Source organism: Vreelandella salicampi (assembly GCF_013415105.1).
GTDB lineage: Bacteria > Pseudomonadota > Gammaproteobacteria > Pseudomonadales > Halomonadaceae > Vreelandella > Vreelandella salicampi.
Genome location: NZ_JACCDF010000002.1, coordinates 152,972 through 179,451 on the forward strand (window position 1 = coordinate 152,972; position 26,480 = coordinate 179,451).

The 26,480-nt window shown below is 57.4% G+C and carries 20 protein-coding genes; 10 read left to right on the forward strand and 10 right to left on the reverse strand.

Annotation, left to right across the window (positions count from 1 at the left end; genetic code table 11):
* Window positions 1-24: 24 nt before the first annotated feature.
* Window positions 25-981: a phosphate/phosphite/phosphonate ABC transporter substrate-binding protein gene (phnD, locus tag HZS81_RS03560; protein WP_179929185.1), complete on the reverse strand. Its 957-nt coding sequence runs from the start codon at window positions 979-981 to the stop codon at window positions 25-27.
* A gap of 239 nt (window positions 982-1,220) precedes the next feature.
* Between phnD and HZS81_RS03565 the strand changes: the two genes are divergently transcribed.
* Window positions 1,221-1,886 carry an SDR family oxidoreductase gene (locus HZS81_RS03565; RefSeq protein WP_179929186.1) on the forward strand — a complete coding sequence of 222 codons (666 nt, stop codon included), beginning with the start codon at window positions 1,221-1,223 and terminating at the stop codon, window positions 1,884-1,886.
* Window positions 1,887-1,895: 9 nt separating this feature from the next.
* On the opposite strand, the gene HZS81_RS03570 is transcribed toward HZS81_RS03565, so the two are convergent.
* Complete coding sequence (locus HZS81_RS03570) at window positions 1,896-3,272, reverse strand: CHAD domain-containing protein (RefSeq protein WP_179929187.1); 1,377 nt, start codon at window positions 3,270-3,272, stop codon at window positions 1,896-1,898.
* Window positions 3,273-3,407: 135 nt separating this feature from the next.
* On the opposite strand from HZS81_RS03570, the gene argE reads away from it, so the two are divergent.
* Window positions 3,408-4,586 (forward strand): acetylornithine deacetylase, encoded by a 1,179-nt coding sequence (argE, locus tag HZS81_RS03575; protein WP_179929188.1) that lies wholly within the window; start codon window positions 3,408-3,410, stop codon window positions 4,584-4,586.
* A 92-nt stretch (window positions 4,587-4,678) separates the two neighbouring features.
* Here argE and HZS81_RS03580 read toward each other — a convergent pair whose 3' ends face one another.
* Window positions 4,679-4,990 carry a hypothetical protein gene (locus HZS81_RS03580; protein ID WP_179929189.1) on the reverse strand — a complete coding sequence of 104 codons (312 nt, stop codon included), beginning with the start codon at window positions 4,988-4,990 and terminating at the stop codon, window positions 4,679-4,681.
* Window positions 4,991-5,382: 392 nt separating this feature from the next.
* Between HZS81_RS03580 and HZS81_RS03585 the strand changes: the two genes are divergently transcribed.
* From HZS81_RS03585 to HZS81_RS03610, 6 genes are all read left to right on the forward strand, one after another.
* Window positions 5,383-9,405: a sensor domain-containing phosphodiesterase gene (locus HZS81_RS03585; RefSeq protein WP_241697354.1), complete on the forward strand. Its 4,023-nt coding sequence runs from the start codon at window positions 5,383-5,385 to the stop codon at window positions 9,403-9,405.
* Entirely contained in the window at window positions 9,402-9,722 is a 321-nt protein-coding gene (locus HZS81_RS03590; RefSeq protein ID WP_179929190.1) for a GIY-YIG nuclease family protein, read from the forward strand. The genes HZS81_RS03585 and HZS81_RS03590 overlap by 4 nt, the downstream gene beginning before the upstream one ends.
* On the forward strand, window positions 9,700-10,740 hold the full coding sequence (locus HZS81_RS03595) for a histone deacetylase family protein (protein ID WP_179929191.1): 1,041 nt from the start codon (window positions 9,700-9,702) through the stop codon (window positions 10,738-10,740). The genes HZS81_RS03590 and HZS81_RS03595 overlap by 23 nt, the downstream gene beginning before the upstream one ends.
* 70 nt (window positions 10,741-10,810) lie before the next feature.
* Window positions 10,811-11,128 carry a hypothetical protein gene (locus HZS81_RS03600; RefSeq protein WP_179929192.1) on the forward strand — a complete coding sequence of 106 codons (318 nt, stop codon included), beginning with the start codon at window positions 10,811-10,813 and terminating at the stop codon, window positions 11,126-11,128.
* A 114-nt stretch (window positions 11,129-11,242) separates the two neighbouring features.
* A complete protein-coding gene (gene thpD / locus HZS81_RS03605; RefSeq protein WP_179929193.1) occupies window positions 11,243-12,220 on the forward strand; it encodes an ectoine hydroxylase in 978 nt (325 codons plus the stop codon).
* 107 nt (window positions 12,221-12,327) lie between these two features.
* Complete coding sequence (locus HZS81_RS03610) at window positions 12,328-12,993, forward strand: fumarylacetoacetate hydrolase family protein (RefSeq protein WP_179929194.1); 666 nt, start codon at window positions 12,328-12,330, stop codon at window positions 12,991-12,993.
* Window positions 12,994-13,049: 56 nt separating this feature from the next.
* Here HZS81_RS03610 and speA read toward each other — a convergent pair whose 3' ends face one another.
* Together speA and HZS81_RS03620 are read right to left on the reverse strand one after the other, a co-directional pair.
* Complete coding sequence (gene speA, locus HZS81_RS03615) at window positions 13,050-14,969, reverse strand: biosynthetic arginine decarboxylase (protein WP_179929195.1); 1,920 nt, start codon at window positions 14,967-14,969, stop codon at window positions 13,050-13,052.
* The gene (locus tag HZS81_RS03620; protein ID WP_179929196.1) at window positions 14,966-15,925 is read right to left on the reverse strand and encodes a homoserine kinase; all 960 of its coding nucleotides are present in this window, start codon (window positions 15,923-15,925) and stop codon (window positions 14,966-14,968) included. Before HZS81_RS03620 ends, speA begins: the two co-directional genes overlap by 4 nt.
* A 205-nt stretch (window positions 15,926-16,130) precedes the next feature.
* Between HZS81_RS03620 and polA the strand changes: the two genes are divergently transcribed.
* Window positions 16,131-18,896 carry a DNA polymerase I gene (gene polA, locus HZS81_RS03625; protein ID WP_179929197.1) on the forward strand — a complete coding sequence of 922 codons (2,766 nt, stop codon included), beginning with the start codon at window positions 16,131-16,133 and terminating at the stop codon, window positions 18,894-18,896.
* Window positions 18,897-18,994: 98 nt separating this feature from the next.
* On the opposite strand, the gene HZS81_RS03630 is transcribed toward polA, so the two are convergent.
* Window positions 18,995-20,020, reverse strand: a complete 1,026-nt coding sequence (locus HZS81_RS03630; protein WP_179929451.1) for a Fe(3+) ABC transporter substrate-binding protein — start codon at window positions 20,018-20,020, stop codon at window positions 18,995-18,997.
* A gap of 232 nt (window positions 20,021-20,252) precedes the next feature.
* Between HZS81_RS03630 and HZS81_RS03635 the strand changes: the two genes are divergently transcribed.
* On the forward strand, window positions 20,253-21,392 hold the full coding sequence (locus HZS81_RS03635) for an ABC transporter ATP-binding protein (protein ID WP_179929198.1): 1,140 nt from the start codon (window positions 20,253-20,255) through the stop codon (window positions 21,390-21,392).
* Here the strand turns inward: HZS81_RS03635 and HZS81_RS03640 are convergent.
* The 4 genes from HZS81_RS03640 to dctP form a co-directional block, all read right to left on the reverse strand.
* Window positions 21,345-23,033, reverse strand: coding sequence for an ABC transporter permease (locus HZS81_RS03640; RefSeq protein ID WP_179929199.1), 1,689 nt, complete (start codon window positions 23,031-23,033; stop codon window positions 21,345-21,347). The two genes, HZS81_RS03635 and HZS81_RS03640, sit on opposite strands and share 48 nt — an antisense overlap.
* Before the next feature lie 183 nt (window positions 23,034-23,216).
* Window positions 23,217-24,542: a TRAP transporter large permease gene (locus HZS81_RS03645; protein ID WP_179929200.1), complete on the reverse strand. Its 1,326-nt coding sequence runs from the start codon at window positions 24,540-24,542 to the stop codon at window positions 23,217-23,219.
* Window positions 24,539-25,042 carry a TRAP transporter small permease subunit gene (locus HZS81_RS03650; protein WP_179929201.1) on the reverse strand — a complete coding sequence of 168 codons (504 nt, stop codon included), beginning with the start codon at window positions 25,040-25,042 and terminating at the stop codon, window positions 24,539-24,541. The genes HZS81_RS03645 and HZS81_RS03650 overlap by 4 nt, the downstream gene beginning before the upstream one ends.
* A gap of 81 nt (window positions 25,043-25,123) precedes the next feature.
* On the reverse strand, window positions 25,124-26,227 hold the full coding sequence (gene dctP / locus HZS81_RS03655; RefSeq protein ID WP_179929202.1) for a TRAP transporter substrate-binding protein DctP: 1,104 nt from the start codon (window positions 26,225-26,227) through the stop codon (window positions 25,124-25,126).
* Between the last annotated feature and the right edge of the window lie 253 nt (window positions 26,228-26,480).

The window sequence follows — 26,480 nt, forward strand, 5'->3', positions numbered from 1 at the left end:
GCGCAAAGCCTGCTGATTAAATGATCAATCGCAGTCGTACGTCACACCATTGGCATCGGCGATGGTGCGAATCACTTCCCAGTTTTCCTGATAGGTAATTGGAATAAACTGCGCTTCACCGGAGTTGGCGAACTCTTCCTCTAGCGCTGTGCCTTCCCAGTCGTAGCTGAAGAACGCGTCCTGGATGTCTTCTGCCAGTTCCGGGTCAAGGTTATGCGCTAACCCATAAGCGGTGGTCGGGAAGGTTTGTGAGGTATAAACCACCTCGTAATCGCCCTCTTCCACGACGCCACGCGCCAGCATACGGCGGGCCACTGAGTTGGCGATGGCAGCCGCCTCGTAGTCTTCGTTGACCACCCCTAAAACGGAGTTGTCGTGGGAGCCGGAGAACGCAGTCTCGAAGTCTTCACCCGCTTCCATGTCGTACTCGGAACGCAGCAGCGCTGAAGGCGCGCGGAAGCCCGAATTGGAGGTCTCGGAGGTAAACGCCAGCTGGCGGCCTTCCAGGTCTTCAACGGACTCAATGCCGCTGCCAGGGTAGGTAATGATCTCCATTTCATAACCAAAGCTGCCGTCTTCGGCGGCCATCATGGCAAACGGGCGGAAACCGCCGCAGTTGACCGCCACCGGTACGCCACCGGTGTTAAACCCGGCGACGTGAAGGCGACCGGCGCGCAATGCCTCCTGCTGGGCTGCGTTGGACTGAACCGGGAAGAACTGTACGTCTTTGCCAGTAGCTTCGCTTAGGTGATCCAGAAAGTCAGACCAAACGTCGGCATAAACAGCGGGGTCTTCTACCGGCGTATAGGCAAAAATCAGGGTATCCGGGTCGACCTGCTCAGAAGCGTCGGCGGGGATATCGGCGAGCAAATCGCCGTCGTTATCGCTGTAGCGCGACGACAGATCGGCACTGGCGGCACCGCTTGCAGTGGCAAGCAGGCCAACGATGGCGCTATTCAATAGGGTGCGTTTTAACAGCATGGCAAAGTGCTCCAAAACAGGTGGGCAATAATCGAGTCACAATCGACACCTTGGCCTGATTAGATGACACTGCGGCGTCAATGCTGTGACGAATCAATGAAGGTGTGGTTACACGATGCCTTGTACCTTTCACATGCCTTTCACAATAGGCCGTTACGTCATCTGATTTCGGCGCTGGGCAAACGCGGATTGCCCCTCTACCCTGAGGCGTGCGAATTTCACAGGAATGAGGGTAAAAAATGACCAACACGGTACTGATCACCGGTGCGAACCGGGGTGTGGGTTTGGCATTAGCTGAGCACTATCATCAAGCTGGCTGGCGCGTTATTGGCGTGTGTCGCCAGGGCTCGGATGCGCTGAAGGTGGTGGCCGAGCGCGTGATTGAGGGCATTGACGTGACGCAGCCAGAAGGCGTGAAGCGACTAGCGCAGGAACTTGCAGGCGAAACGCTTGGCGTGCTGATCAATAACGCTGGCCTGTTGCGCGATGAATCGCTTGGTGAAATCGATTTTGACACCATCCGTGAGCAGATGGAGATCAACGCCTACGCGCCGCTACGGGTGTGCGAGGCGCTGCTGTCGAACCTGGCGGAAGGCAGCAAGATTGCTAACGTCACCAGCCGCATGGGTTCGATTGCCGATAACGATTCGGGCGGACGCTACGGCTACCGTGCATCGAAAGCCGTGCTTAACGCCTTCGGCAAATCGCTGGCGATGGATCTCAAACCTAAAGGTATTGCCGTGGCGCAGCTACACCCCGGCTTTGTGCAAACGCGGATGGTTAATTTTGGCGGTTTGATCTCCCCGGAAGAAGCCGCTCGGGGTATCGCAGCACGCATTGAGGCGCTTACCCTCGATACGACCGGCGGCTTCTGGCACAGCAACGGCGAGCCACTGCCCTGGTAGTCTTCTTTTTTACAGCGCGAGTGGCGCGAGCTGGCAAACCTGCTCACGCTGATGCTCTTGACGTGTGATTAGGGTTTGCCGCCAAGCGTGCAGTTCTGCCTTGGCGGCATCGGGCAGCGGCTGCTCACGTTCAAAAATATCGAGCCAGGCAAGCTGTACGGTGCAGTCTTGAAAATCGCCTAGCAGTTTCTGACGCGGTTTTAAGCGTTTGAGGAAGTCGCTGTACTGCTCGGGCATTAGCTCGGCAAGATAGCGAATGCGTTTGACGCTTTTGCGCAGCTCGTGCAGCGCTTCGTCCGGCGCGTCGGGCTTAAGCTCGGCTAGCTGCTCGTCGTGGCGTGCGATACGCTCTTCCAATACTCGCGTGATCTGCTTCGGCTTGAGCGTATTGAGCGCGCGGGCGAAGGCGTCGCTTGCGATCAGTGTTTGCCAGCGCTGCATGTCGTCTTGGTAGGCCTCGCTTGCCAGTTCCTCACACAGCGCCTGCTGGCGTTGACGCGCGGCATCGCGCAGCCACTGGCGCAGTGGTACGCCAAGCTGCGGTAGGTCGGGGGTATCGCTGACATCCAGCAAAAAAACATCCAAATCGCGCAGCTCGCTCGTGGCTTGAGCGCGCTTTTTGATGCGCTTAAGCGCCTTTTTCAGCTTGGGCACTTTTATCACAGCGCGCACGGCTTCCGCCACCGCGCGGCTGCGGCGCAAGTTGACGCGGTACTGGTGTAAAAACTCAGGGTCCTCGCCTGCGATCACGCCCGGCTCCAATGCGCGCACCAAGCCATAATGATGCTGCAGCATGGTTTGCAGTCGCTTGGGCAGTTTTTTATTTTTTAACCTCTTTTTTCGCTTCGGCTGGGACGACATTTTGTGTTTGAAAAGCGCGTAGCTTGCATCAATAGGCGTTAGGCTATCGATGAGCTCGCCACCTGTTTTCACGTTTTCTATTTCTTCCCAGCTATCAATCGGCAGTGCCAGGTGCAGCATGCCCAGGGTGGGTAGCTTTGCGGCGGCCTTGGGCGCTAACTGCTGCGCTAGTTGCTTCAATGCCGGGTTGTGGCCGACGAGCGTAATGCGCTCTGCACGAGGATTTTCGACAACGAGCCAGTGCATAATCGCTTTGGCTTCAAAGTTGTAAAGCGCAGGTTCGTTATGCGCGCGGCTTTTTAGCGCCAACCCTGGCAGTGCCCGGCTCAGCTCGGTGAGGGTCTGCTGCGCGCGTACCGCGGGGCTTGCGTATACCGTGCCGACAAATACGCCGCGGCGTTGCAAGCCGGCGGCGATGGCGGCCGCTTGCGTTTCACCGTGCGAACTGAGTGGCCGCTCGTGGTCGGCAAGCGTCGGGTCTTCCCAGCTTGATTTGGCGTGACGGAGTAGAAATAGGTGTTTCACTGTAGTCCTCCTTGCGTGATGGCATGTGTTTATTGGTGTTTTCGAACGCGTAGTAGGCGTAAGCGAAGGTGAGTGGTAGGGTTTTGGCCATGTTTTGCCCATTGAGCCAGGATAACGCGGGGAGCAACCCATTCCATGAGCGATGTCGTTACATTACTCGGTAAGTTGGTGTCTTTCGACACGACCTCAAGCCGCTCCAATTTGGCCTTGATTGAATTTATTGAAGCGTATCTGGCCGATTACGGCGTCAAGAGCGAGCGGGTGATGAGCCCGTGCGGGCAGAAGGCTAACCTGATCGCACGGATCGGCCCCGATGCCCCGGGCGGGGTAATGCTTTCCGGCCATACCGATGTGGTGCCGGTGGCGGGTCAGCCGTGGTTAAGTGACCCCTTCTCCCTGCGCGATGGCGACGACGGTCGACTATACGGGCGGGGAACCTGCGACATGAAGGGGTTTATCGCCTGCGCGCTTTCGATGGTGCCTGCCTGGGTGAACGCGCCGCTAAAGCAGCCGATTTATTTGGGCTTTTCCTACGATGAAGAGATTGGCTGCGTTGGCGCGCCCGATTTAATTCGCCGTTTTTATCAGCACTACTCCAACACGGCGCATGTGATCGTAGGCGAGCCGACGAGTATGCAACCGGTGGTGGCACAAAAAGGCGCGACCAATCTGCGCACCACGGTGATTGGCCGCGAGGCGCACAGCAGCCAGGTTTACCAGGGCACGTCGGCGATTCACGTGGCTGCCAGGCTCGTCACGTTTATCGAAGATACCATGGACGCCTTGGTGAAAGAGGGCCGCGTGGATGAGGCGTTTAACGTGCCGCACACCAGCCTGCACGTGGGCAAAATCCACGGTGGTACGGCGATCAACATCATGGCGCGCGAGTGCCAGTTCGAATGGGAAATTCGCCACCTGCCTACCGATACCTTCGATGAGATCTATGCCCGCGTTCAAGCGTATGGCGAGCAGTTGAAGGCAGCGCTGGACGCCCAAGGCAAGCACGTGGAGATTCACACCGAAGCGCTCAACGTGACCGTTCCCGGGCTTGCCGACCGGGATAATACTCACGTGCTGCGGTTAGCCAAGGATCACCTGCCCGAGGCCTGTTGCCACCACGCCGTGGCGTATGCCACCGAGGCGGGGCAGTTTCAGCGCGAAGGATTGCAAACCATCATCTTGGGGCCGGGCAGTATCGCCCAAGCGCACCAGCCGGATGAGTACATCGATAAAAGTGAACTTGAGGCGTGTGAGGCCTTTATGGCGCGGATGGGCAACGCCTTAGAGCAGCCGTTTGAAGCGCAGAAGTCGTAGAGGTTAACAGTAGGCATACAAAAAACCCCACGCGCGTAAGCGGGTGGGGCATCTAACGGTATTGCTTTAACGAAGCGTCGAAGGGAAAAGTGCTACGACGATTGATGCTCTTCGTACAGTTCGGCTTTCGCATGGCGCATAACATCTTCACAGGCTTGCTGGTGGGCCAGCTGCGTAAGCAGCCGCTGAGTCAATTCAAACCCTTTCCCCAAGCAAGTATCCACTTCATCACGGCTAACAATAGGGGAAACGTCATAGTTGATTTTCAACGTTCGGCCGCCGCCTTCAAGCCGGTCGGCGATCCCTCTTAGCCGCCACGCGATTCGCTCTTTCCAGTTGGCTGATTTTTCTGCGGTTTCGTTTACGCTAAACGTGCACTGCCATTGCGGTTTGTAGACCTTCATGGGAGAACCTCCGCTATTTATTTTGGAAAGAATGATCGATCGTGATGCGTACTCCGTGTAAAAAACATACTGCCCTTCCATTGTACCGAAATTGTCGCCTAAGCTAAACAAACTATACGAGACGTTAACGGGGGAATCGATTAGGCTAGCTTTCATGCCGGTAATGCAGTGCGAATAAGCATTCAAGAACAAGATGAAAAACGCTTTAAAAACAAGTGCTCGGTCGAAGGAAGGAACCATGAACCCATCACCTGTCAGCCATCAACGCTTTTCTTTTGCCCGGCATGAGGAAGAAAAAATATTCTTCCTTTTGTCAGAAAAGCGGTTTTGCACTCAGGCGTGTGGCCTTTTTGCCCCAGCTCGCGAGCGGTACGGCAAGAGCGGGGACGTTAATGCCGATTAAAACGCGCGACTTAGTACAAGAAAGCTTACTCCTTTTGGTGGCAGCGTCATTGCTTTGCTTGGGCGCTGCCGGGTTGGCGTTGAACCTTTGGGATCGCCATTATGCGCTCGTCGCCAATGTGCTCGTTCCTGATGCGGCGCTTAGCGCGATGCTCTTTGGCGCGGGGCTTTTGGCCTCACTGCAGGGGTGGCGCTGGGCGCGTTATAGTGCCATGGTCACGCTCATTTTGCTGCTGCTGTATACCCTGATGCACAACGTGATGGCCGGGGGCGTCTCTGCATCGTGGGTTACCCAAGGGCGTCGTATGGCGACGCTTTCGACGTTGACCATGTTGCCGGCGGCGGTGAGTTTGCTCTGCGGGTTAACCTCGCACTGGCACCAACGGCTATGGCGGTTTTCCGGCGTGTTGCTGTTGGTGTTCGGCGTGCTGTCGTTTGGCACGTCATCGGGCTTGTGGCTGCAGAATGTGCTGGGCGCGGGTACGTTGGGGAGCTCTTCGCCATTGGTCGTTGTCTTCTTCGCCTTTTTGCTGGGGATGGCAATGCTGCTCGCAAGCCAGCGCGAAAGCGAAAAAGCGCTTAACCTCGGGTCGCTGACGGTGGCGGCGTGTGTGGGCGGCGTAGCGCTGAGCAGTTTGGCGTGGCTGGTGCTCAGCCAGCAACAGCATGCCAATACGCAGCAGCAAGCGAGTTATTTGCTGGACAATATTCAGCTCAATGTTGAACAGGTGGTGGAAACCAAATTGCGCTTGATGGGTCGGATGGCCGCGCGTTTGGAAGCGGCTGAAACGCAATTGGACCCCATCGTCATGGCGCAAGATGCGCGAAACTATCTGCGTGATACGCCTAGCATCGACGTCATTACGTTATTGGATGCCACCACTCGGCAACAAGAGTGGACGTTTGAGCGCACGCTTGCGCATACGCGCTGGCTGGAAGCGCAGCTAGGCCGGGATGTGATCAAGGCGTGGTTGAATGTACCGTTTGAACAGCCGCGGCTGTTGCTGCCAGATGCCAATCGCCCGGCCGCCGCGCTACTGCTGATTCATTTGCCCGAGCACAACCAACAGCTGGTCACGGTGTTCGACCTCGCGACCTTGTTACACAGCGAGTTGAGTTTGGAGCTTGGGCCATTCCATGTCGGTGTTATCCGTCAGGATGAAAGCCTATTCTTTCTGCACCCGACTGACATGGCAAATGACACTTCCCGTGCATTCCATTATCCGCTGGCTTCCCAAGCGGTGGGGTTGCCGGGAGGCATCCATTTACGATTAGAGGCGTACCCCGGGGGCCACCATAACTGGCAAACGGTCAATTTTGTGCCGATGGGGATTACCTTTGGCGGGTTGACGCTGAGTTGGCTATTGGCGTTTAGCCTCGGGGCGGTGAGCTTGACCTCAGCGCGCAGCCGAGAACTGGCCCAAGCGCGTCAGGCGCTCGAAGATCAGCAGCGCACGCAGCGCATGATTGCCCAAGATGCGCCGCTGGAAAGCATTTTGGAGGCGATTTGTCAGATGCTGGAGCGTCAGCTGCCAGGAGCTATCTGCTCGATCATGCTCGCTGATGGCGAGAAAAACCACTTGTACTTGGCCGCGGGTGAGGGGCTGCCTGCCCCTTATCGCAAGGCGATGACGTCCATTCGCATTGGCATCGACTCCGGGGCCTGTGGCAGCGCGGCCTTTCTCCAAGAGCCGGTCATTTGTGCCGATATTGCTAGTGATGAGCGTTGGCAAGGCTACAAAGATACCGCGTTGAAAAATGGCCTAAGAGCCTGCTGGTCGTACCCGGTACTTGGCGGTGATGGAAAGCTTTTGGGCACGTTTGCCACTTACTACCCAAGCGTTGCCGAACCGGATACTTTCCACCAAGTACTCATCGAAAAAGCCGCCGGGTTGGTGGCGCTAGCCGTCGAACGTGCCCAAGTGCGGCGCTCACTTCAGGAGAGCGAACAGCGCTATCGTTCGCTGTTTGTGCACCATCCGGATGCGGTATTCTCGCTTGATTTAGACGGGCGTTTTCTCACCGCAAACGCGACTTGTGGCGCGATTACCGGCTACGCCCCCGAAGAGATGTTGAGCCGCTCTTTTGTTGATTTTGTTCAGCCCGATGATATTGAACGGCTGACGCAGAACGTCAATGCCGCCAAGCGAGGGCATGTTGAACGTTATGAGTTTGTGCTGCACGACCGCGACGGCCAAGCCCATGTGATTTCCATGATCAACACGCCGATCATCGTCAATGGCAAAATCGAGGGTGTTTATGGCATTGGCCAAGACATCACCGCGAATCGTGTCCAGCAAACGCAGCTACGCACGCTAGAACGGTGTGTTGAGGCGAGCGTCAACGGTATTGTGATTGCGGATGCCACGCAGCCGGACCAGCCGATTATTTACGCCAACAGCGCTTTCAGTCACATGACCGGCTACTCCCAAGATGAGATTATCGGTCGTAACTGTCGGTTTTTACAGGGGGAAGAGAGCGACACTCAGGTAGTGTCGCGCATCCGAGGGCACGTAAAAGCACAGCGCGATATTCATGTCACGCTGTGTAATTACCGCAAAGACGGCACACTATTCTGGAACGATTTGTACATTGCGCCGGTGCGTGACGACGCGGGGCTCGTCACCCACTTTGTTGGGGTGCAGCATGATATTACCGAGCATAAAGCCTTTGAGGCGCGCTTGGCCCATCTTGCTTCCCACGACGCCTTGACGCGTCTGCCCAACCGCTCGCTGTTTGAAGAGCGCTTGTTGGCCGAGTTCAGTGCCTCTCAGCGTCGCGGTAAACAGGTTGCCGTGTTATTCGTGGATCTGGATGAGTTTAAGCCGATCAACGATAATTTAGGCCACGCGGTTGGTGATCAGTTACTGATTGAGGTGGCGCAGCGACTTCTCACTGCGGTGCGGCCAAAAGATACCGTGGCACGCCTAGGCGGTGACGAGTTTGTAATCTTGCAGGCCGATGTTCACGACGACATCCATGTCATGGGCGTTGTCGAGCGCATGTTGCCCGCCCTGGCACAGCCATACTGCATTGATGACCAAGAGCTTTATCTCACCGCGAGCATCGGCATTGCCATGAGTCAGCCCAGCACAATACATCCGCAGGCGTTGATTCAGCAGGCTGACATGGCGATGTATCAGGCCAAGCAGCAGGGGCGTAACGCGTACCATTGGTTTAACCACACGCTAACCGATAGCGTGAGTGAGCGCATGGTGCTGCGTAATGACCTGCAGGAGGCCATTGATAATGAAGGCTTTGAGCTCTACTACCAGCCGCTGATTAACCGCGAAGGGCAGCTCTCCGGGGTGGAAGCGCTGTTGCGCTGGCCGCATCCGGAAAAAGGCTTTATTCCCCCGGCGCGTTTTATTCCGCTGGCGGAGGCGACGGGGCAAATTATGCCCATTAGCGAGTGGGTGCTAACGCGCGCCTGCCGGGATATGCAAACGCTTGCTGATCAAGGTTATGGCGCGGTGAAAGCCGCGGTCAATTTATCGCCGCTGCAGTTTCACCGTGCGAACTTCTTGGCCACGCTACGCGCCACCTTGGATGCCACAGGCTTGCCCGCCGAACAGTTGGAGCTTGAGCTGACCGAAGGCATTTTGTTGGATAACACCGAAGCGGCGATTGATACGCTGCACGCGCTACGTAGTATGCATATTCCCGTGGCGATTGATGATTTCGGTACCGGGTTCTCTAGTCTCAGCTACCTGAAAAACTTGCCCATCAGTACGGTAAAAATTGATCGTAGCTTTATCAAAGAGTTACCCCATAGCGGTGATGACGCGGCGATCGTGCAGGGGATTATTTCCATGGCACACCACCTGGGATTGAATGTCGTGGCAGAAGGCATCGAAACGCCGCCGCAGCATGAGCGTTTGATGGAATATCAGTGCGATATTTTCCAAGGCTTCGGTTTGGCCAAACCCATGCCGCTGGACAAGCTAAAACACTTTCTGCAGGGCTTGGAACACACGCCTATCACGCTGGAAACAAAGGTTTCGTCACCGTGACAGCGGTAAAGCAGACGTGGTACTTGTATTTATTGGAATGCCAGCGTGGCACCTACGTGGGCATTACCAATGATCTTGCCAGGCGTTATCGGGCCCACTGCGAGGGCAAAGGCGCGCGTTATACCCGCGCCAACCCACCCCAAGCGTTACTCGGTGCGCAGCCGTTTGCCGACCGCGCTGCGGCGAGCCGCGCTGAGTATGCGCTGAAACAAAAACGCCCCGAGCAAAAGCGCCACTGGGCCGCCGAGTGGCGCTGCCCTAATTTTTTCGATTGCGAGGTGATAAAAGACGGTCATGCTGACGTTTCACAGCGATAAGACAAGCTTACGACAGGCGAATACCGAGCTTCACGATGGCGTGTTGGTCACGCCGTTTGAAAGCCCCGAGCGGGTGGCGTTGATTCTTGCCCATCTCAAACGATCACAGTTAGGCGAGATTCGCGCGCCGCACGCTTACGGGCTGGCGCCGGTGCTTGCCATCCACGATAAGGGCTATGTGGATTTTCTTGAAAGCTGCTGGCAGCGCTGGCAAGCAGCGGGTCACGCCGGCGAAGCGATGGTGAACATCTGGCCCGCACGCACAATGTGCGGTGATCGCATCCCCGAGGCAATCAGCGGGCAGTTGGGCTACTATGCGCTAGCGGCGGAAACCTCAATCACACAAGGCACGTTTGACGCCGCCATGGCGAGCAAAGACGTGGCGCTGGCCGCTGTCTCGCATACGCTTTCAAGCGGCAAGCCAAGCTTTGGCCTCTGCCGCCCGCCGGGCCATCACGCGGCGTCGGATCAGTTCGGCGGCTACTGCTTCTTCAATAACGCGGCCATCGCCGCCCAGCACGCGCGGGACGCTGGCAAAACGCGCGTGGCGATTCTGGACGTCGACTTTCACCACGGCAACGGTACCCAACAGATTTTTTATGACCGTGAAGACGTGCTGTTTGTGTCGATTCACGGCGACCCGGCCGTGACGTTCCCGTATTACGCGGGCTATGCTGACGAGATCGGCAGCGGCGCTGGCGAAGGTTTTACTGTGAATTATCCACTGCCGCCGGGTACCGATGTGACCACGTGGCTGGCAACGCTGGATCAAGCGATGGCGCGTATCCAAGCGTTTGATCCTGAGCTTTTGGTGGTGTCGCTGGGCGTGGATATCTTCGAGGGCGACCCCATTAGCGCTTTCACCTTCAAAAGTGAGGATTTTGTGACGCTTGGTGAGCGCCTTGCGCAGCTGAAGCAGCCCACGACGTTCTTGATGGAAGGCGGCTATGCGGTGGAGGATATCGGCGTTAACGTGGTGAACGTACTGCGTGGTTTTAACGGCGAGAAGGCTGAATAGCGCCGCCAGCGGATGACTTTTGCGCCAAATTCGGGCAGGCTAACGTCCTCATTGTTTTAGGGAGAAACAGGTGGCAGTTTATGGCGGTATACAGGCGCGTGAACTGGGGTACTGGCTGGACGCGTTAATCAATGCAGCCTATGACCGGCGCTGCCCGCTTTCAAGCGTGCATGGCGGTTTTGCGCGTGCGCGTACCGCCCGGCAAGACCTCCTGGACATGGCGAGCCGCTACCGCAGCAACCAACAGAGCGCGGATGCCACCGCCGCCGCCCTTGGCCGCTGGTGCCAACTCTATCTTACCGAAGACGAGTGGTATCAGCTGACCGGCGCGCGCCTGAGCCAAAGCGATACGCCAGCGGATTGGTTGCTTCGTCATCACGCTGGCTGAGGTACGTTGCATTATGGGGTTTTTCGGCTACCCTATTGTTCGCAGTCATAATCGCTCGCAGTCACATTGATTGACGTTTAATCATACCTTTTTGTTTTACAGGGAGTTGATTAGATGACATTCAAAAACTTTCCTTTCCGCACCACTACCCAGAAACAGTACAGCGAAATGACCGACCTGCCCTCCGCGCAGCGTGCGCCGGTGCAGGATCTATACCCAACGCGTCTACGCTCAGCGCCGGACGCCCTCTGGCAGCCGCGCCAAGATGCCGTGGTCAAAGGCCGCGAACTTGACGGGCCGCTTACCCAGGCGCAACTTGACGAGTTTGAACGTAAGGGCTTTCTGTTCATTCCCAACCTGATTAGCGGTGAAGAGCTCGATGAACTGCGCCAAGAGATGAAGGCGTTGATGGAACACGACAACTTTCGCGAGCGCGATTTCAGCGTCACTGAGCCGGAAAGCCAGGAAATTCGCTCGCTGTTTGCCGTGCATTTCCTCTCTCAGCGCCTAGGCGAGCTAGCGAAAGACGCGCGACTGGCAGGAGCCGCCCGGCAAATTATCGGCGTCGACCCTTATGTCCATCAGTCGCGCATCAACTATAAGCCAGGCTTTGCCGGTAAGGGCTTCAACTGGCATTCCGATTTTGAGACTTGGCACGCCGAAGACGGTATGCCGCGCATGCACGCGGTTAGCGCTTCGCTGATTCTGACCGACAACCACGAGTTTAATGGCCCGCTGATGCTGATCCCCGGCTCGCACGAGACATTTGTGCCGTGCCTGGGCGAAACCCCGGCGGATAACCACAAGAGCTCGCTGAAAGCCCAGCAGGTGGGCGTGCCTGGCCCCCAAGCGCTAACCCAACTGGTCAACGAACACGGTATTGAGGCGCCGAAAGGCAAGGCCGGCGGCTTGCTGCTGTTCGACTGCAACGTGTTGCATGCGTCTAACGCCAACCTTTCACCGGACCCGCGCAGCAACGTTTTTTTTGTCTATAACCGCCCGGATAACCACTGCCAAGCGCCCTTTGCCGCACCCAAGCGCCGCCCACGCTTTTTGGCGCACCAGCCTGGCGAGCAGTGGACGCCCAAATAAACGGGCGCTCAGCCGAAAACAGGGTGTGGCACCTTGGCAAAGGTGGGGTAGACTATTGCGTCTGTCGTTAAACGGCGGCACGCATTAGGAGAAGGAGACTACCCGCCATGCGCTTTGTTCCACACTTTACCGATGGCCAGGCGTTTCCCCAGCCGCTGGGCAAAATCGTCTGCATCGGCCGCAACTACGCTGACCACGCCAAAGAGCTGGACAATCCCGTGCCCACCGAGCCGCTTTTGTTTATCAAGCCGGCTACCAGCGCGGTAGATCTGAGCCAGCCGCTAAATCCGCCGTTTTCGCGCGGGGAAGTCCACTATGAGATCGAGTTGGCACTGCTGGTAGGCGAGACGCTGACCGACGCTTCCCAAGACGAAGCCGAACGCGCCATCGTCGGCATCGGCCTTGCCATGGATTTGACCCTGCGCGATGTGCAAACCCAATTGAAAGAGAAAGGGCATCCGTGGGAGATCGCCAAAGCCTTCGATGGCGCTTGCCCGTTATCACCATTTTTGCCGCTTGAGCGCGTTCCCAACTGGAACGCACTGGCGTTCACGCTGGACATCAACGGCGAAGAACGTCAACGCGGGGAAGGGGCTGACATGCTTTTCCCGGTGCCCACGTTGGTATCGGAAATGAGCCGCCACTTTACGCTCGAACCCGGTGACGTGATTTTAACCGGCACCCCCGTCGGCGTCGGCGAGTTACCCCGCGGCGCTTCCTTGCGCATGACGCTTACCGGCGGGCTGGAAGTCACCGGCACGGTGGTCGATTAAGGCGAATGTAAAAGCCGATATTCGAGGTCGTTATTCAAGAACGTTATTCAAGAACGTTATTCAAGATAGGTATAGCCGCTTAGGCCTTCGCTTAAGCTTTGGGCAAAGTGGTCCTGCTCGTGCTCGGTGAAATCGCCGGCAGCGAGCTGGTCCATTAGCTTCTTTTTCAGCACTTCGGCGTCGAAATTGACGTAGGCCAGTACATCGGCCACGCGGTCACCCGCCAGCGGGTTCGAAAGCACCCACTTGCCGTTTTCATCGAGCGCGGCATCGACCGAATCGGTATCGCCGAACAGGTTGTGCAAATCCCCCAAAATTTCCTGGTAGGCACCCACCAGGAAAAACCCTAGCCAGCGCTCGTCGTCGTTGACCCACTCGGGCAGCGGCAGGGTGCTCTCAACCCCTTGGCCATCCACGTAGTGATCGATACGCCCGTCAGAGTCGCAGGTGATGTCTTGAATCACCGCACGGCGCGTAGGCGCTTGATCGAGCCCCGTTAATGGCAATACCGGAAAAATCTGCTCGATGCCCCAGATATCGGGCACCGACTGAAACAGCGAAAAATTCACAAATAGCTTATCGGCGAGTTTTTCCGCCAGCTCATCTTGAATCTCGCGATGGGCGCGATTGCGGCTATCCAGTTGTGCTCTTAGCCGCACGCAGGCGGCGGTGTAAACGCGCTCGCCTTCAGCCCGGGTACTAACGCTGCTTAACCCCATGACAAAGCGGTCTTGCAGCTCGCCAAGGGCCTGAAGCAAGTCGTGCCACGCTTCAACCAAAACCCGCGGCTCCTGCGAGGCTTCTAGTCGCTCAAATACCCGCCACAACGCTTCAACGTGTGGGTCGCTCTGGCTTTGCCGCTCAGGCGGTGTGGCGTCGATGCGTTCCTCATCGATCACGTTAGTGATCAGCACCGCGTGGTGGGCGGTCAGCGCACGGCCAGACTCGCTGATCAGGTGCGGCTGCACTAGGCCGCGCTCCCGGCAAAGCTGGGCGAAGGCATTGACCACATTATGGGCGTACTCGGCCATGGAGTAGTTGGCCGAGCAGAAGCTACGCGAGCGCGTGCCTTCGTAATCGATCCCCAAGCCGCCGCCGACATCGACGGTATCCACCGGCGCGCCAAGCTCCACCAGGCTCTGATAAAAACGCGCGCATTCGCGCAGGCCGCGCTGAATGTCGCGGATATTGGCGATCTGCGAGCCCAAGTGAAAGTGCACCAGTTGCAGGCTACCCAGCGCCTCGTGTTTGCTTAGGGTATCGACCACCTGCAAAATTTGGCTTGCCGTCAGGCCGAATTTGGATTTCTCACCACCGGTATTTTGCCATTTGCCTTTACCCACCGAGGCGAGCCGCGCCCGCAGGCCGATACGCGGGCGCACATCCAGGGCCCGGGCTTCTTCCAAAATCATCTCAAGCTCGGAGAGTTTTTCCACCACCAGGTAAACGCGGTGGCCGAGCTTCTCGCCGAGCAGCGCCAAGCGCACGTACTCGCGGTCTTTATAGCCGTTGCACACGATCAGCGATGAGCCGCTATCGGAAAGCGCCAGCACCGCGAGCAGCTCGGGCTTGCTGCCGGCTTCGAGTCCCACGCGACCGTGGCCGCGCTCAGCGGTGGCAAGAATCTCTTCCACCACGCGGCGCTGCTGATTGACCTTGATCGGGTACACGGCGGTGTAGCCGGCGGTGTAATCCGCCTCCTGCATCGCTTGGTCAAAAGCGCCACACAGCTGCTCAACGCGGTCGTGCAGAATATCGCTAAAGCGCACCAGCACGGGTAGGCGCAGTCCGGCGTCACGCAGCTGATGCACCAGCCCCGTCAGCGGCAGTGCAGGGCCTTGTGCGTCGCTGCCGTGGGGGCGCACCAGCGTTTGGCCGTGTTCATCAACGTCGAAGTACCCGCTGCCCCACTGGTCGATATTCCACGTGCGCCGCGCGCGTAGGGCCGGGCTGCTGGCGGATGCCATATGGCTCATCGGTTGACCTCGGGAATCGGCAGCGCGCCGTGATTGATGCGCGCGTGCAAAATGGTGCGAAAACGCTCGGGGTCATGGGGCGTTAGGTCGTGCGCCGGCGGGTCGACATACACCACCAACAGGCGCGAGAGCCAGTAGCGCAACGCAGTCATGCGCAGCATTAACGGCCAGAGCTCACGCTCATCCTGCGTTAGCGGGCGGCGCGCTTGATAAGCGCAAAGCAGCGCGTCGTAACGCTCGGGGTTTAAGCGGCCGTCGGCGTCCGAGGCCCAATCGTTAACCACGATCGCCAGATCAAACAGCAACTCGCCGGTGCAGCCGTTGTAAAAATCAATGATGCCGCCGAGTCGGTCGCCATCAAACAAGGTGTTATCGCGGAACAAATCGCCGTGGATCGCGCCCTGAGGGAGTTCGGCGTGCTGACTAAACGCGCTTTCGAATTCATCGACTTCGTTTTTCATCAGCGTTTGATCGCTCGGGCTGATGTAGGTCAGCACTTTGTGGTGCTTGACCCGCAGCCAGTGCAAATCGCGCGGGTTGGGGCGGTGACCGGGGAAGTGCTGCGACACCACGTGCATGTGCCCTAGCGTATCGCCCAGCGCGCGGCACTGGGCGATATTAGGGGATTCCGGGTAGCGGCCTGGCAAGCGCGGAAACAGCAGCGCCGGCTTATCTGCCAAGCTATGCAGTGCCACACCCTCGCGATCATGTACCGTGCCGGGCACCGGCAGGCGATGCTCCGCAAGGTAATCGAGTAGGTCGACAAAGAACGGCAGTTCTTCGTGTTCCCCCTGCTCAAAGAGCGTCAGTACCAGCTTGCGGCGGTCGGTGGTGACAAAAAAGGTGGAATTTTCCGTGCCGCCGGCCACGCCCTGAAGGGCGGTAAAGCGGCCAACGTCAAACGTGTCCAAAAACGCTGCGACCTGTGCGTCGCTAAGCGGAGTAAATACAGCCATGAGAATCTCGCCCAGGTTGCTAAGCCCACTATTGTAGCGGCTTGAGGCGATAGTTGGCAGCGTTGATCGGGGTGACTTTCGCCAACAAGGCACGCTGGATCGTGCGTTTGCATTCGGCACAGCGCCAGCGGCGCGCTATCATAATGCCACGACTTTTTTTGTCGCCGTAGCTAACGGTGGATTTTTCTTGAACGGTGAATTGTGTATGGCTCGCGCTCCGATCGTGCTTGTGGATGGCTCTTCTTATTTATATCGCGCGTTTCACGCGTTGCCGCCGCTGACTACCTCCCAGGGGCAGCCAACTGGTGCCGTGAAGGGCGTACTCAATATGCTCAAACGGCTGATCAAGGACTACCCCGATAGCCCCATGGCGGTGGTGTTTGACGCGCCGGGTAAGACCTTCCGCGATGATATGTATGAAGCCTATAAGGCTCACCGCCCACCGATGCCGGATGACCTGCGAAGCCAGGTCAAGCCGCTGCACGACTGTGTAACATCGCTGGGGCTGCCGCTTTTGTGCATCGAAGGGGTCGAGGCGGATGACGTGATCGGCACCTTGGCGCACAAGGCCACGCAGTCCGGGCGCGACGCGGTGATCTCCACTGGCGACAAAGACATGGCGCAGCTGGTTAACGCGCATATCACGCTGGTCAACACCATGAAGGATGAAACGCTGGATGAAGCCGGGGTAAAAAACAAATTCGGCTTACCGCCAGCGCTGATCATCGATTACCTCGCGCTGATGGGCGATAAAGTCGACAACATCCCCGGCGTGCCGGGGGTAGGGGAGAAAACCGCTATCGGCCTGTTGCAAGGCATGGAAGGCGGGCTGGATACCATTTATGGTGATCTGGAACGAGTCAAAACGCTCAGCTTTCGCGGTGCCAAGACGTTGCCCAAAAAGCTAGAAGAACACCGCGATCAGGCGTTTCTCTCTTATCAGCTCGCCACCATCAAAACCGACTGCGACCTGCCGGTAGGGCTCGATGATCTGGATATCGCCCACCCTGACCGCGAGCGGTTGCTTGAGCTTTACCGCACGCTTGAGTTCAAACAGTGGCTCGCCGAGCTTTTAGACGGCAGAGACGAAGGCGTTGACGATGTTGCGGGCGGCGCGCCGATTGATGACGCGGAAGAAGAAGCGGGAACCCAATCTCCCACTGCGCGCCAGGATCACGTCATCACCGAGCAGCGTGAACTGGACGCCTGGCTTGAGCGGCTAGAAAAGGCCGAGCGTTTCTGCGTCGACTTGGAAACCACTAGCCTGAACTATATGGAGGCCGAGATCGTCGGCGTAGGGCTCGCGCTTGAGCCCGGCGAGGCGGCGTATATTCCGCTGGCGCATGATTACTTGGATGCCCCCGCGCAGCTGGATCGCGACGCGGTGTTAAACGCGCTCAAGCCGCTACTCGAAGACAGTACCAAAATCAAAATCGGCCAGAACCTTAAGTACGATATGTCGGTGCTCGCCAACGTCGGCATTACCCTTGCCGGGCCGCTGGCCGACACCATGCTGGCGTCCTACGTGCTCAACTCCACCGCCACGCGTCATGACATGGATTCACTGGCACTGAAGTACCTAGGTGAGACAACCATTTCGTTTGAAGACATTGCCGGCAAAGGGGCGAAACAGCTCACCTTCAACCAGATCGCGCTGGAGCAAGCCGCGCCCTACGCCTGCGAAGACGTGGATATTACCCTGCGCTTGCACGAGATGCTGCGCCCGCAGGTGGAGCAAGAAGGCGAGTTGGCCGCAGTGCTCGACGCGCTTGAGCTGCCGCTGGTGCCGGTGCTTTCGCGCATAGAGCGCAATGGTGTGTCGCTGGATGCCGAGCGTCTGCATACCCAGAGTCACGAGCTTGCCGGGCGTATTCGCGAGCTTGAGAGCGAGGCGTTTAAGCTCGCCGGGCGCGAGTTCAATCTCGGCTCGCCCAAGCAGCTTGGCGAGATTCTGTTCAACGAGCAGAAGATTCCGGTGATCAAGAAAACGCCCAAAGGCGCGCCATCCACCGCCGAGGCGGTGCTCGAGGAGCTGGCGCTGGACTACCCGCTGCCCAAAGTGATCATGGAGCACCGCGGGTTATCCAAGCTGAAATCGACCTACACCGACAAGCTGCCGCGCTTGATTAACCCGCGCACCGGGCGTGTACATACGAGCTACCATCAGGCGGTGACCGCTACCGGGCGGCTCTCTTCCTCTGATCCTAACCTGCAAAATATCCCCATTCGCACCGAAGAGGGACGCAAGATCCGCCAGGCGTTTACCGCGCGCCCGGGGTATCGCATCGTCGCCGCTGACTACTCGCAAATCGAGCTGCGCATCATGGCGCACCTGTCGGAAGATAAAGGGCTGTTGAACGCCTTCGCGGAAGGCAAGGACATTCACGCTGCCACCGCCGCCGAGGTGTTTGGCACCTCGCTTGAGAAGGTCTCCGGCGATCAGCGCCGCAGCGCCAAAGCGATCAACTTTGGGTTGATCTACGGCATGAGCGCCTGGGGGCTATCGCGGCAGCTGCATATCGAGCGCAATCAGGCTCAAACCTACATCGACCGCTACTTCGACCGTTATCCGGGGGTGGCACGTTACATGGAGCGTATTCGCGCCCAAGCGGCAGAAGATGGCTATGTCGAGACGGTGTTTGGCCGGCGCCTCTACCTGCCGGAGATTCACTCGCAAAACCGCAACCGCCGCCAGGGGGCAGAGCGCACGGCGATCAACGCGCCCATGCAGGGCACTGCGGCGGATATCATCAAACGCGCGATGATCGACGTCGATGGTTGGCTTGCTGAAAGCGGCTTCGACGCGCTCATGGTGATGCAGGTTCACGATGAGCTCGTGTTTGAAGTCGCCGAGAGCCAAGTCGAGGAATTTATCGCCGAGGTGCAAAAGCGCATGCAGGCTGCCGCCGAGCTTAAGGTCGAACTTACCGTGGAAGCCGAAAGCGGCGCTAACTGGGATGAAGCGCACTAATGCATCGCGTTTGATCGTTAGTAAACAAAAGCGCCCGCTGCCATGGCAGCGGGCGCTTTTTTTACAGACGTTGCGGTACGCGTGGTAACGCGCCCAGCTTAACGCCAGCCAACGCGATCAAAGATGCGGATCGCTTCAGGGTTGTTTTCACCCAGTTCGCTGATGTTCAGGTTATCTTTTTTGAAGTTGCCCCAGGATTCCAGTACCGGGTCTTTCTTCACGCCGTCAACCACCGGGAACTCATTGTTGCCGGAAGCGAAGATTTCCTGGGCGGTTTCGGAGGACAAGAACTCCAAAAAGCGCACGGCGTTCTCGCGGTTGGGTGCACCTTCAACGACACCGGCACCGCCGACGTTCACGTGAGCGCCACGGCCGTCTTGGTTGGGGAAGATGATGCCCACTTTGCGCGCGGCTTCACGGTCATCGTCGTCGTCCGACTTAAGCAAGCGCACGTAGTAGTAGTGGTTGGCAACGGCTAAGTCGCACTGGCCGCTTGCGACACCGCGGATTTGGTCGGTATCACCGCCTTCCGGGTCACGCGCCATGTTATCGACCACGCCCTGCGCCCACTCTTCAGCGCCTTCTTCGCCGTGATGGGCGATCATCGATGCCAAGAGCGACTGGTTGTAGATATTGTTAGACGAACGAATGCACACGCCGCCTTCGAATTGCGGATCGGCCAAGTCTTCGTAAGCGCTGATCTGGCTGGGGTCAAAGTTTTCGCGGTTATAGTAAATGGCGCGAGCGCGCTGGCTAAAGCCAAACCACAGACCTTCCGGGTGGCGCATTGATTCCGGCAAACGTTCGGCTAGTACATCCGATTCAACGCCTTGGAAGATGCCTTCTTGTTCAGCACGCCATAGGCGGCCAGCGTCGACGGTCAGCATGACATCGGCGGGGCTTGCCACGCCTTCGCGCTGGATCCGCTCGATAAGCTGATCGGAATCGCCTTCGAGCACGTTGACTTCAATACCGGTTTCTTCGGTAAAGGCGGTGTAAAGGCGCTCATCCGAATCGTAGTGGCGAGCGGAATACAAGTTGAGCTCGTCAGCCAATGCTGTGCTGGCAAAAGCACTACCCACCAGAACGGCAGCCACCGGAGCGGCGAAGCGTATTGTTTTCATCATTGAACGTCCTTCTGATAGTTAATGATAATAAGTTGCATTACTAAACTCTTTGTATTTAAGCGCTTAGCGCACGCTACGTCAAGCCAATGAGAAAGAAAACCATCTAATGCAATCGATAAAGTCATTGATAACGGCGAGAAAAGCTATCGGTAAAGACGAGAAAGGTGCATTGGCGGCCAATAAAAAATAGAATGCGAATAGCTTTCAATTCTCTCATTGGCGGAGTGTCATGACGGTTACGATGAATACGGCGGAAGTTGCAGCGCCAGTCAATGCGCTGGCACTGCACAACGTGTGCCATACGTTTGATGGCAACACCGTAGTAAAAGGCATCGACTTGGAGGTCGAGCCCGGCGAAGTGGTGTGCTTATTAGGGCCTTCCGGGTGCGGAAAAACCACCCTGCTGCGCATTGCGGCCGGGCTAGAAGTGCTGCAAGAGGGCAGCGTGTCACTTGAAGGTGACGTGATTGCGCTACCCGGGCAGCGTCATATGCCGCCGGAGAAACGCAATGTGGGCCTGGCATTTCAGGATTCGGCGCTGTTTCCTCACCTAACCGTGCTGGAAAACGTGATGTTTGGGCTCAAAAAGCTGTCGGGTCCTCAGCGGCGTAAACGCGCCAAAGAGCTGTTAGAGCAGCTTGGCATGGCACGTTATACGGATACCTATCCGCACATGCTCTCGGGTGGGCAGCAGCAACGCGTGGCGCTAGCGCGGGCATTGGCCCCCGAACCGCGTCTCATGCTGCTGGATGAGCCGTTTTCGAGCCTGGACGCGCGCCTGCGCGACCAAATCCGTGACGATACCCTTCACGTGCTAAAAAAGGTTGGCGCAGCAACGCTTTTGGTCACCCACGACCCTGAAGAGGCGATGTTTATGGCCGACCGCATCGCCTTGATGCGCGACGGCAAGATCATCCAAGTGGGCACGCCGCGAGAGCTTTACTGCGCGCCTAACGACCCCTTTGTGGTGACGTTTTTTGGCGAAGTGAATGAGCTCGATGGGACGGTAAAAAATGGCAAGGTGGCGACGCCGGTAGGGAGCGTCGAGGCCGGCTGGCTGCCGGAAGGTAGCCAAGCGAAAGTAATGATTCGCCCTGAGGCGTTACGGATTGCTGAGTGCGACGCAGACCTCAGTGCGCACGACCATAGCCATGTGATTATGGCCAAGCTGTTAGGCCGTACCAGTCTGATTCACCTGTGCGCCCACGGTCAGCAGGGCGACGAAGCGCACCTGCACGCCCGGGTGCCGGGGCTTTTTCTTCCCGGCGAAGGTCAGCCCGTGGATATTCACCTGGATCTGTCCCAGGTATTCGTTTTTGCGTCACCTGGCGCTGCTGCCGGGGCGAGCACGTCGCATCGCAACGCTTAACAAAATCACCGGGATAATCCCCACCGCCACAATCGCTAGCGAGGCCGTTGAGGCCTCCGCTAGGCGCTCATCAGCGGCGAGGTTGTGCGCGCGTACAGCCAGCGTATCGAAGTTAAACGGGCGCAAAATAATCGTGGCCGGTAGTTCTTTCATCACGTCGACAAACACCAAGATCCCGGCGGCCAATAAGCTGCTGCGCATCAGCGGGGTATGGATGCGCCGTAGTGTGCCGCCCGCCGTTTGGCCCAGCGTGCGCGCGGCGGCGTCCATGCTTGGTGTAACTTTGCCCAGGCTCGCCTCTACCGCGTTAAACGAGACCGCCAAAAAGCGCGCCACATAGGCATAGATCAAAATGAACGCCGAACCGCTAAAAATCAGCCCGATGATGTGGCCGTAGTTGGCTTGAAGCCAGGTGTTAATGGCGTTATCCAGCCAAGCAAAGGGGATTAATATTCCCACCGCGACCACCGAGCCAGGAATGGCGTAGCCCATTGCCGCAATGCGCGAGCTGACCCGCGCAAACGGCGTATTGTGAATGCGCACGCCATAGCTTAAAAGCACCGCCATTCCCACCGCGAGCAGAGCGGCAATGGTGGCAAGTGAAAGGCTGTTGAAGGCAAAACCGATAAAGCGTGTGCCGAAAAGCGAATCCCCCTCGGCGATGGCCATTTGCAGCAAAATCGCGCTCGGGAGTAAAAAGCCGATGAGTACCGGTAGCAAACAGGCGACTAGAGCACTTGCCGCACGCCAGCCATAGAGCGGATATTCCGGCAGCTGTTGATAGCGGTTGGTGCTGTGGAAGTAGCGCCGTTTGCCCCGCGAGGCGCGTTCAAAAAGCACCAGGGCGACCACAAAGGTAAGCAGGCAAGCCGCGAGCTGTGCGGCGGCGACCGGCTCACCCAGGCCGAACCAGGTACGATAAATCCCTGTCGTGAACGTATCGACCCCGAAATACTGCACCGCGCCAAACTCGTTGAGTGTCTCCATCAATACTAGCGACACACCGCCCACCAACGCCGGGCGTGATAGCGGCACCGCGACCGTGGCAAACAGATGCCAAGGCCCGCGGCCCAAAGTGCGGCCGACATCCAGCACGCAAACTGACTGCTCTAGAAAAGACGCCCGCGCGAGTAAGTAGACGTAAGGGTAGAGCACCAGCGTAATCAGCGCCGCCGCGCCACCCAGCGAGCGAATATTGGGGAAAAAGTAATCGCCATACTCCCAGCCGAAAGTGTCGCGCAAAAGGCTCTGCAAGGGGCCGGCGACTTGCAGAAAATCGGTGTAAGCGTAAGCAATCACATAAGTCGGCACTGCCAGCGGCAAAAGCAGCGCCCACTCAAAAATGCGTTTACCGGGGAAGCGACACATCACCACCAGCCACGCCGTGCCGGTGCCGATCACCAGCGAGCCGATCCCCACCATCAGCACTAGCCAAAACGTATTGGTTAAATAGCGCGGCAGCACGGTGCTGGCAAGATGCTGCCAAACGCCCTCGGTGGGCATAAAAATGTGCGCAAAAATGACAATGACGGGAAGCGCCACGATTAACGCAATCAAAAAAAGCGTCACTGACCACACATTGACGCGGTTAGAGAAGCGCTCGGTGAGGGCGGAAAGCCCGCGACTGTCAGAATGGGACAAGGGACCCCTCCTTGAAAAGCGACTGGCGTGCGATCATAACGCGGCAATAATGCGATGAAATATCAGTCGCAAATAATATCACTTGAGCGCTGACCGTGTACAAAGCACCGGCATGAAAAGGCCTTCGCCTGCGTTGGAATAACGCAGGCGAAGGCGGGAGACACAAAAACAGAAGGGTGTCGGCTAGTTGAGCAGTATCGCCGGTAGGCCGGTGACCAGCGCAGGGAAAAACGCCATCAGCGCGCACGCGAACAGAATGATCGCCACAAAGGGAACCACCGCTTTGTAGAGGTCAACGATTTCCACCCCAGGCGGCGCCACCCCTTTGAGGTAGAACAGCGCGTAGCCAAACGGCGGTGTGAGGAAGGACGTCTGTAGCACGACGGCCACCATCACTACGAACCACAGCACATCGATGCCCATCGACTCAACAATGGGCAGCATGATCGGGAAACTCAACAGCACGATCCCGGTCCAGTCGAGGAACATGCCCAAAATAAACACCAAAAAGAGCATCAATAGCAGGGCGCCGAAGGTGCCACCGGGCATGGCGAGAACGAGTTCGCTGATCACGGTCATACCGCCGCCAAGGGAGAAAACCCCGGTAAACGCGGTGGCGCCGACCAAGACCAGCATTACCATGGTGGTGGTTTTGCCCGCCTCGATCATCGTGCTGTAGCAGGTGGAGAGCTTACGGTCACCGAAGATCATAAACAGGATAAAGGCGATGAAAACGCCAATGGCCGAGGCTTCGGTCGCTGTCGCGATACCGGTAAACAATGCCCCCAATACGCCAAGAATCAATGACATCGGCGGTACGACGTATTTCGCCAGCATGATCAAAAGCCCCTTGGTGCTGACTTCTGCCTGCTCTGCCGCCGGCACTTTAGGGCCGTAAGAGGGCTTCACAAAGCAGATGATCAACACATACAGCGCGTACATCACGCCGAGCATTAAGCCGGGGACTAATGCGCCAGCAAACAGCGCGCCGACCGACACGGGTGAGTAGCTCGCCATCAAAATCAGCATGATGCTGGGCGGAATCAAAATGCCCAAACAGCCGCTTGCCATGATGACACCGGCGCTTAACTCTTTGTTGTAGCCGTACTTCAACATCGGTACCAGGGCAATCATGCCCATCACCGCAATGGAGGCGCCGACGATGCCCGTGGTAGCGGCGAGTAGCACCGAGACCACGACCACCGTCAGCGCTAACCCGCCGCGTAGGTTGGCGAGCAATAGGCGCATGGCGTCGAACATTTTCTCGGTGACGCCCGAGTCGTTCAGAAAGCGCGCCATCAAAATAAACAGGGGAATCGCCACCAGGACGTAGTTGTCCATGGCGTTGCCGTAGACGTTATTGATAATAATGCCGAGGGTATTGGTACCTGGGCCTAGAAAGGCGCCAATCACGGCCACACCACCCAGCACAAACGCCAGCGGATGCCCCATAAACAGGCCAACCAGTAGGCCACCAAACATCACCAGGGTGAGTAATTCTGCACTCATGCGTGGTTCTCCTCACGCAGCTGAATAATAGCGCGCAGCACGACGGCAATGGCCTGCAGCAAGATCAATACTGCGGCCAGCACGATCACGCCTTTCACGGGGTAAACGGGAATCGCCACCATACCGTAGGTGGTTTCGCCACGGCTGATGGAGCGCTCGAAAAAGGCCCAGCCGTAGGTCAGCATCAGCCAGATAAAAGGCACGAAAAAAACCGCGTAGCCGATAAGCTCCAACACCGCCTGCTTTTTGCGTGATAGCAGCCGCTTTAACACATCGACTTCCACATGGGCGTGATGACGTAACCCGTAGGCGGCCATGAGCATAAAGTGAGCGCCGAATAGCATTTTAGTGACATCAAATGCCCAGTCGCTGGGGCGCCCGAGGAAAAAGCGCATCGCGATGTCATATAACACAATCAGGGTGATGATCCCGATAAGAGGCGCCACAATTCGTCCAAAGAGCTCATTGAACGAATCAATGGCTTTTGCGATCACATGCATGGGAAGTCTCCCGGTTCTCAATGAAGGCGCTTGACGAAAAAACCGCCCCGACGCAAGGGTCGGGGCGGTTACGATGGCAGATTACATGCAGGCTTCGATTTCTTCTAGCGACGGCAAGTTGTCGATAGAGCGGCTCATGTTGAACGGCACGGTCACATCACGCCAGTTAGCGTAGTGCTCCATGTAGCTGATCATGGAGTGATAGACTTTTGCGTGCATCGGGTCTTCACAGGCACCGCGCAGAATCACTTCGTTGGTCGCGTCTTGAATGGTCGCGAGATCGGCTTCGTCGAGTGAGGTGATTTCAACGCCGTCTTCTTGGAACTTCACCGTGGCTTCGGTGGACTGACGCTCTGACCACGCCAGCGACCACGCCATGGTAGCGTCGGCGGCGATTTTCAGCGTTTCCTGAGTTTCTTCGGGCAGTTCGTCCCACGCATCTTTGTTGATCATGACGCCGAAGACGCTGGCGGATTGGTGCCAACCCGGCGTTGACCAGTAATCGGCGACTTCGGAGAAGCCGGCATTGTAGTCGACGCCTGGCGTGGAGAATTCACCGGCGTCGATCACGCCCCGCTCAATCGCTTGGTACACTTCGCCACCGGCGAGTGTCACCTGCGAGCCGCCAAGTTTCTCTAACACGCGACCTTGGTCACGGCCCGAGAGACGCAGGCGCTTGCCTTCGAGATCGGCGATGCTTTCGATGGGGGTGTTGCCCATAAAGCCGGATTCGTTGTTAGTAATACCGTAGGGCAGGTACACCATATTGTAGTTGCCGTAGACTTCCTGGTAGAGCTCAAAGCCGCCCCACTGCTGAATCCAGTTGAGGTAGTCAACGCCGTTGAACAGGCTGGTGGTGGTGGCGAGCGGCGAGAATGCGGGGCTAAGGCCTGCCCAATAGCCTGGCCAATCGCCTGAGGCTTGAATGGCGCCGGTTTGGGTAGCGTCAAACACCTCGCTGCCGGGCATCAGCGTGCCGCCAGCGCGGAAGTTGATCTGCAGTTCTTCGCCGGCGAGCTTGTTAACCAATTCGACCCAGTGCTGGTCGATTTTGATCAAATCCAGGTTATCCGGCCAGGTGGTGGTCATGGTCCACTGTTCCTGGGCATGTGCGGTAGTGGAAAGCGCGGCGAGGGCGATGCCGGCAGCAAGACCGGTAACGGCAAATTTGGTCATCTTTGTCATTTTTAACTTCCTGATGAGGTTGGCGTTTAGCGTTATTGGGTAACGGGTTGTCATCGATGATTAACTACGACGACGGCCCTCCTACCCTAGTGTAGCGCCTTTTTAGGCAAGCAAAGTTTACGTTAACGTAAGTTTTGCTTGCTGTTGCAGAAACAACCTAGCACAGACGTCCGGTTGCAGCGCAATATCAGTAAAAAACGGCGGTCAACGCCAATGCGCGCCGGAAATTATTTAAAAAATGATTTTTATCATG

Coding starts and splice junctions, on each gene's coding strand:
- HZS81_RS03630 (WP_179929451.1), bottom strand. CDS start 20,020: ATGAAAACAATACGCTTCGCCGCTCCGGTGGCTGCCGTTCTGGTGGGT.
- HZS81_RS03610 (WP_179929194.1), top strand. CDS start 12,328: ATGCGCTTTGTTCCACACTTTACCGATGGCCAGGCGTTTCCCCAGCCG.
- HZS81_RS03580 (WP_179929189.1), bottom strand. CDS start 4,990: ATGAAGGTCTACAAACCGCAATGGCAGTGCACGTTTAGCGTAAACGAA.
- HZS81_RS03645 (WP_179929200.1), bottom strand. CDS start 24,542: ATGAGTGCAGAATTACTCACCCTGGTGATGTTTGGTGGCCTACTGGTT.
- argE (WP_179929188.1), top strand. CDS start 3,408: ATGAGCGATGTCGTTACATTACTCGGTAAGTTGGTGTCTTTCGACACG.
- dctP (WP_179929202.1), bottom strand. CDS start 26,227: ATGACAAAGATGACCAAATTTGCCGTTACCGGTCTTGCTGCCGGCATC.
- speA (WP_179929195.1), bottom strand. CDS start 14,969: ATGAGCCATATGGCATCCGCCAGCAGCCCGGCCCTACGCGCGCGGCGC.
- HZS81_RS03565 (WP_179929186.1), top strand. CDS start 1,221: ATGACCAACACGGTACTGATCACCGGTGCGAACCGGGGTGTGGGTTTG.
- phnD (WP_179929185.1), bottom strand. CDS start 981: ATGCTGTTAAAACGCACCCTATTGAATAGCGCCATCGTTGGCCTGCTT.
- polA (WP_179929197.1), top strand. CDS start 16,131: ATGGCTCGCGCTCCGATCGTGCTTGTGGATGGCTCTTCTTATTTATAT.
- HZS81_RS03650 (WP_179929201.1), bottom strand. CDS start 25,042: ATGCATGTGATCGCAAAAGCCATTGATTCGTTCAATGAGCTCTTTGGA.
- HZS81_RS03585 (WP_241697354.1), top strand. CDS start 5,383: ATGCCGATTAAAACGCGCGACTTAGTACAAGAAAGCTTACTCCTTTTG.
- HZS81_RS03595 (WP_179929191.1), top strand. CDS start 9,700: ATGCTGACGTTTCACAGCGATAAGACAAGCTTACGACAGGCGAATACC.
- thpD (WP_179929193.1), top strand. CDS start 11,243: ATGACATTCAAAAACTTTCCTTTCCGCACCACTACCCAGAAACAGTAC.
- HZS81_RS03635 (WP_179929198.1), top strand. CDS start 20,253: ATGACGGTTACGATGAATACGGCGGAAGTTGCAGCGCCAGTCAATGCG.
- HZS81_RS03620 (WP_179929196.1), bottom strand. CDS start 15,925: ATGGCTGTATTTACTCCGCTTAGCGACGCACAGGTCGCAGCGTTTTTG.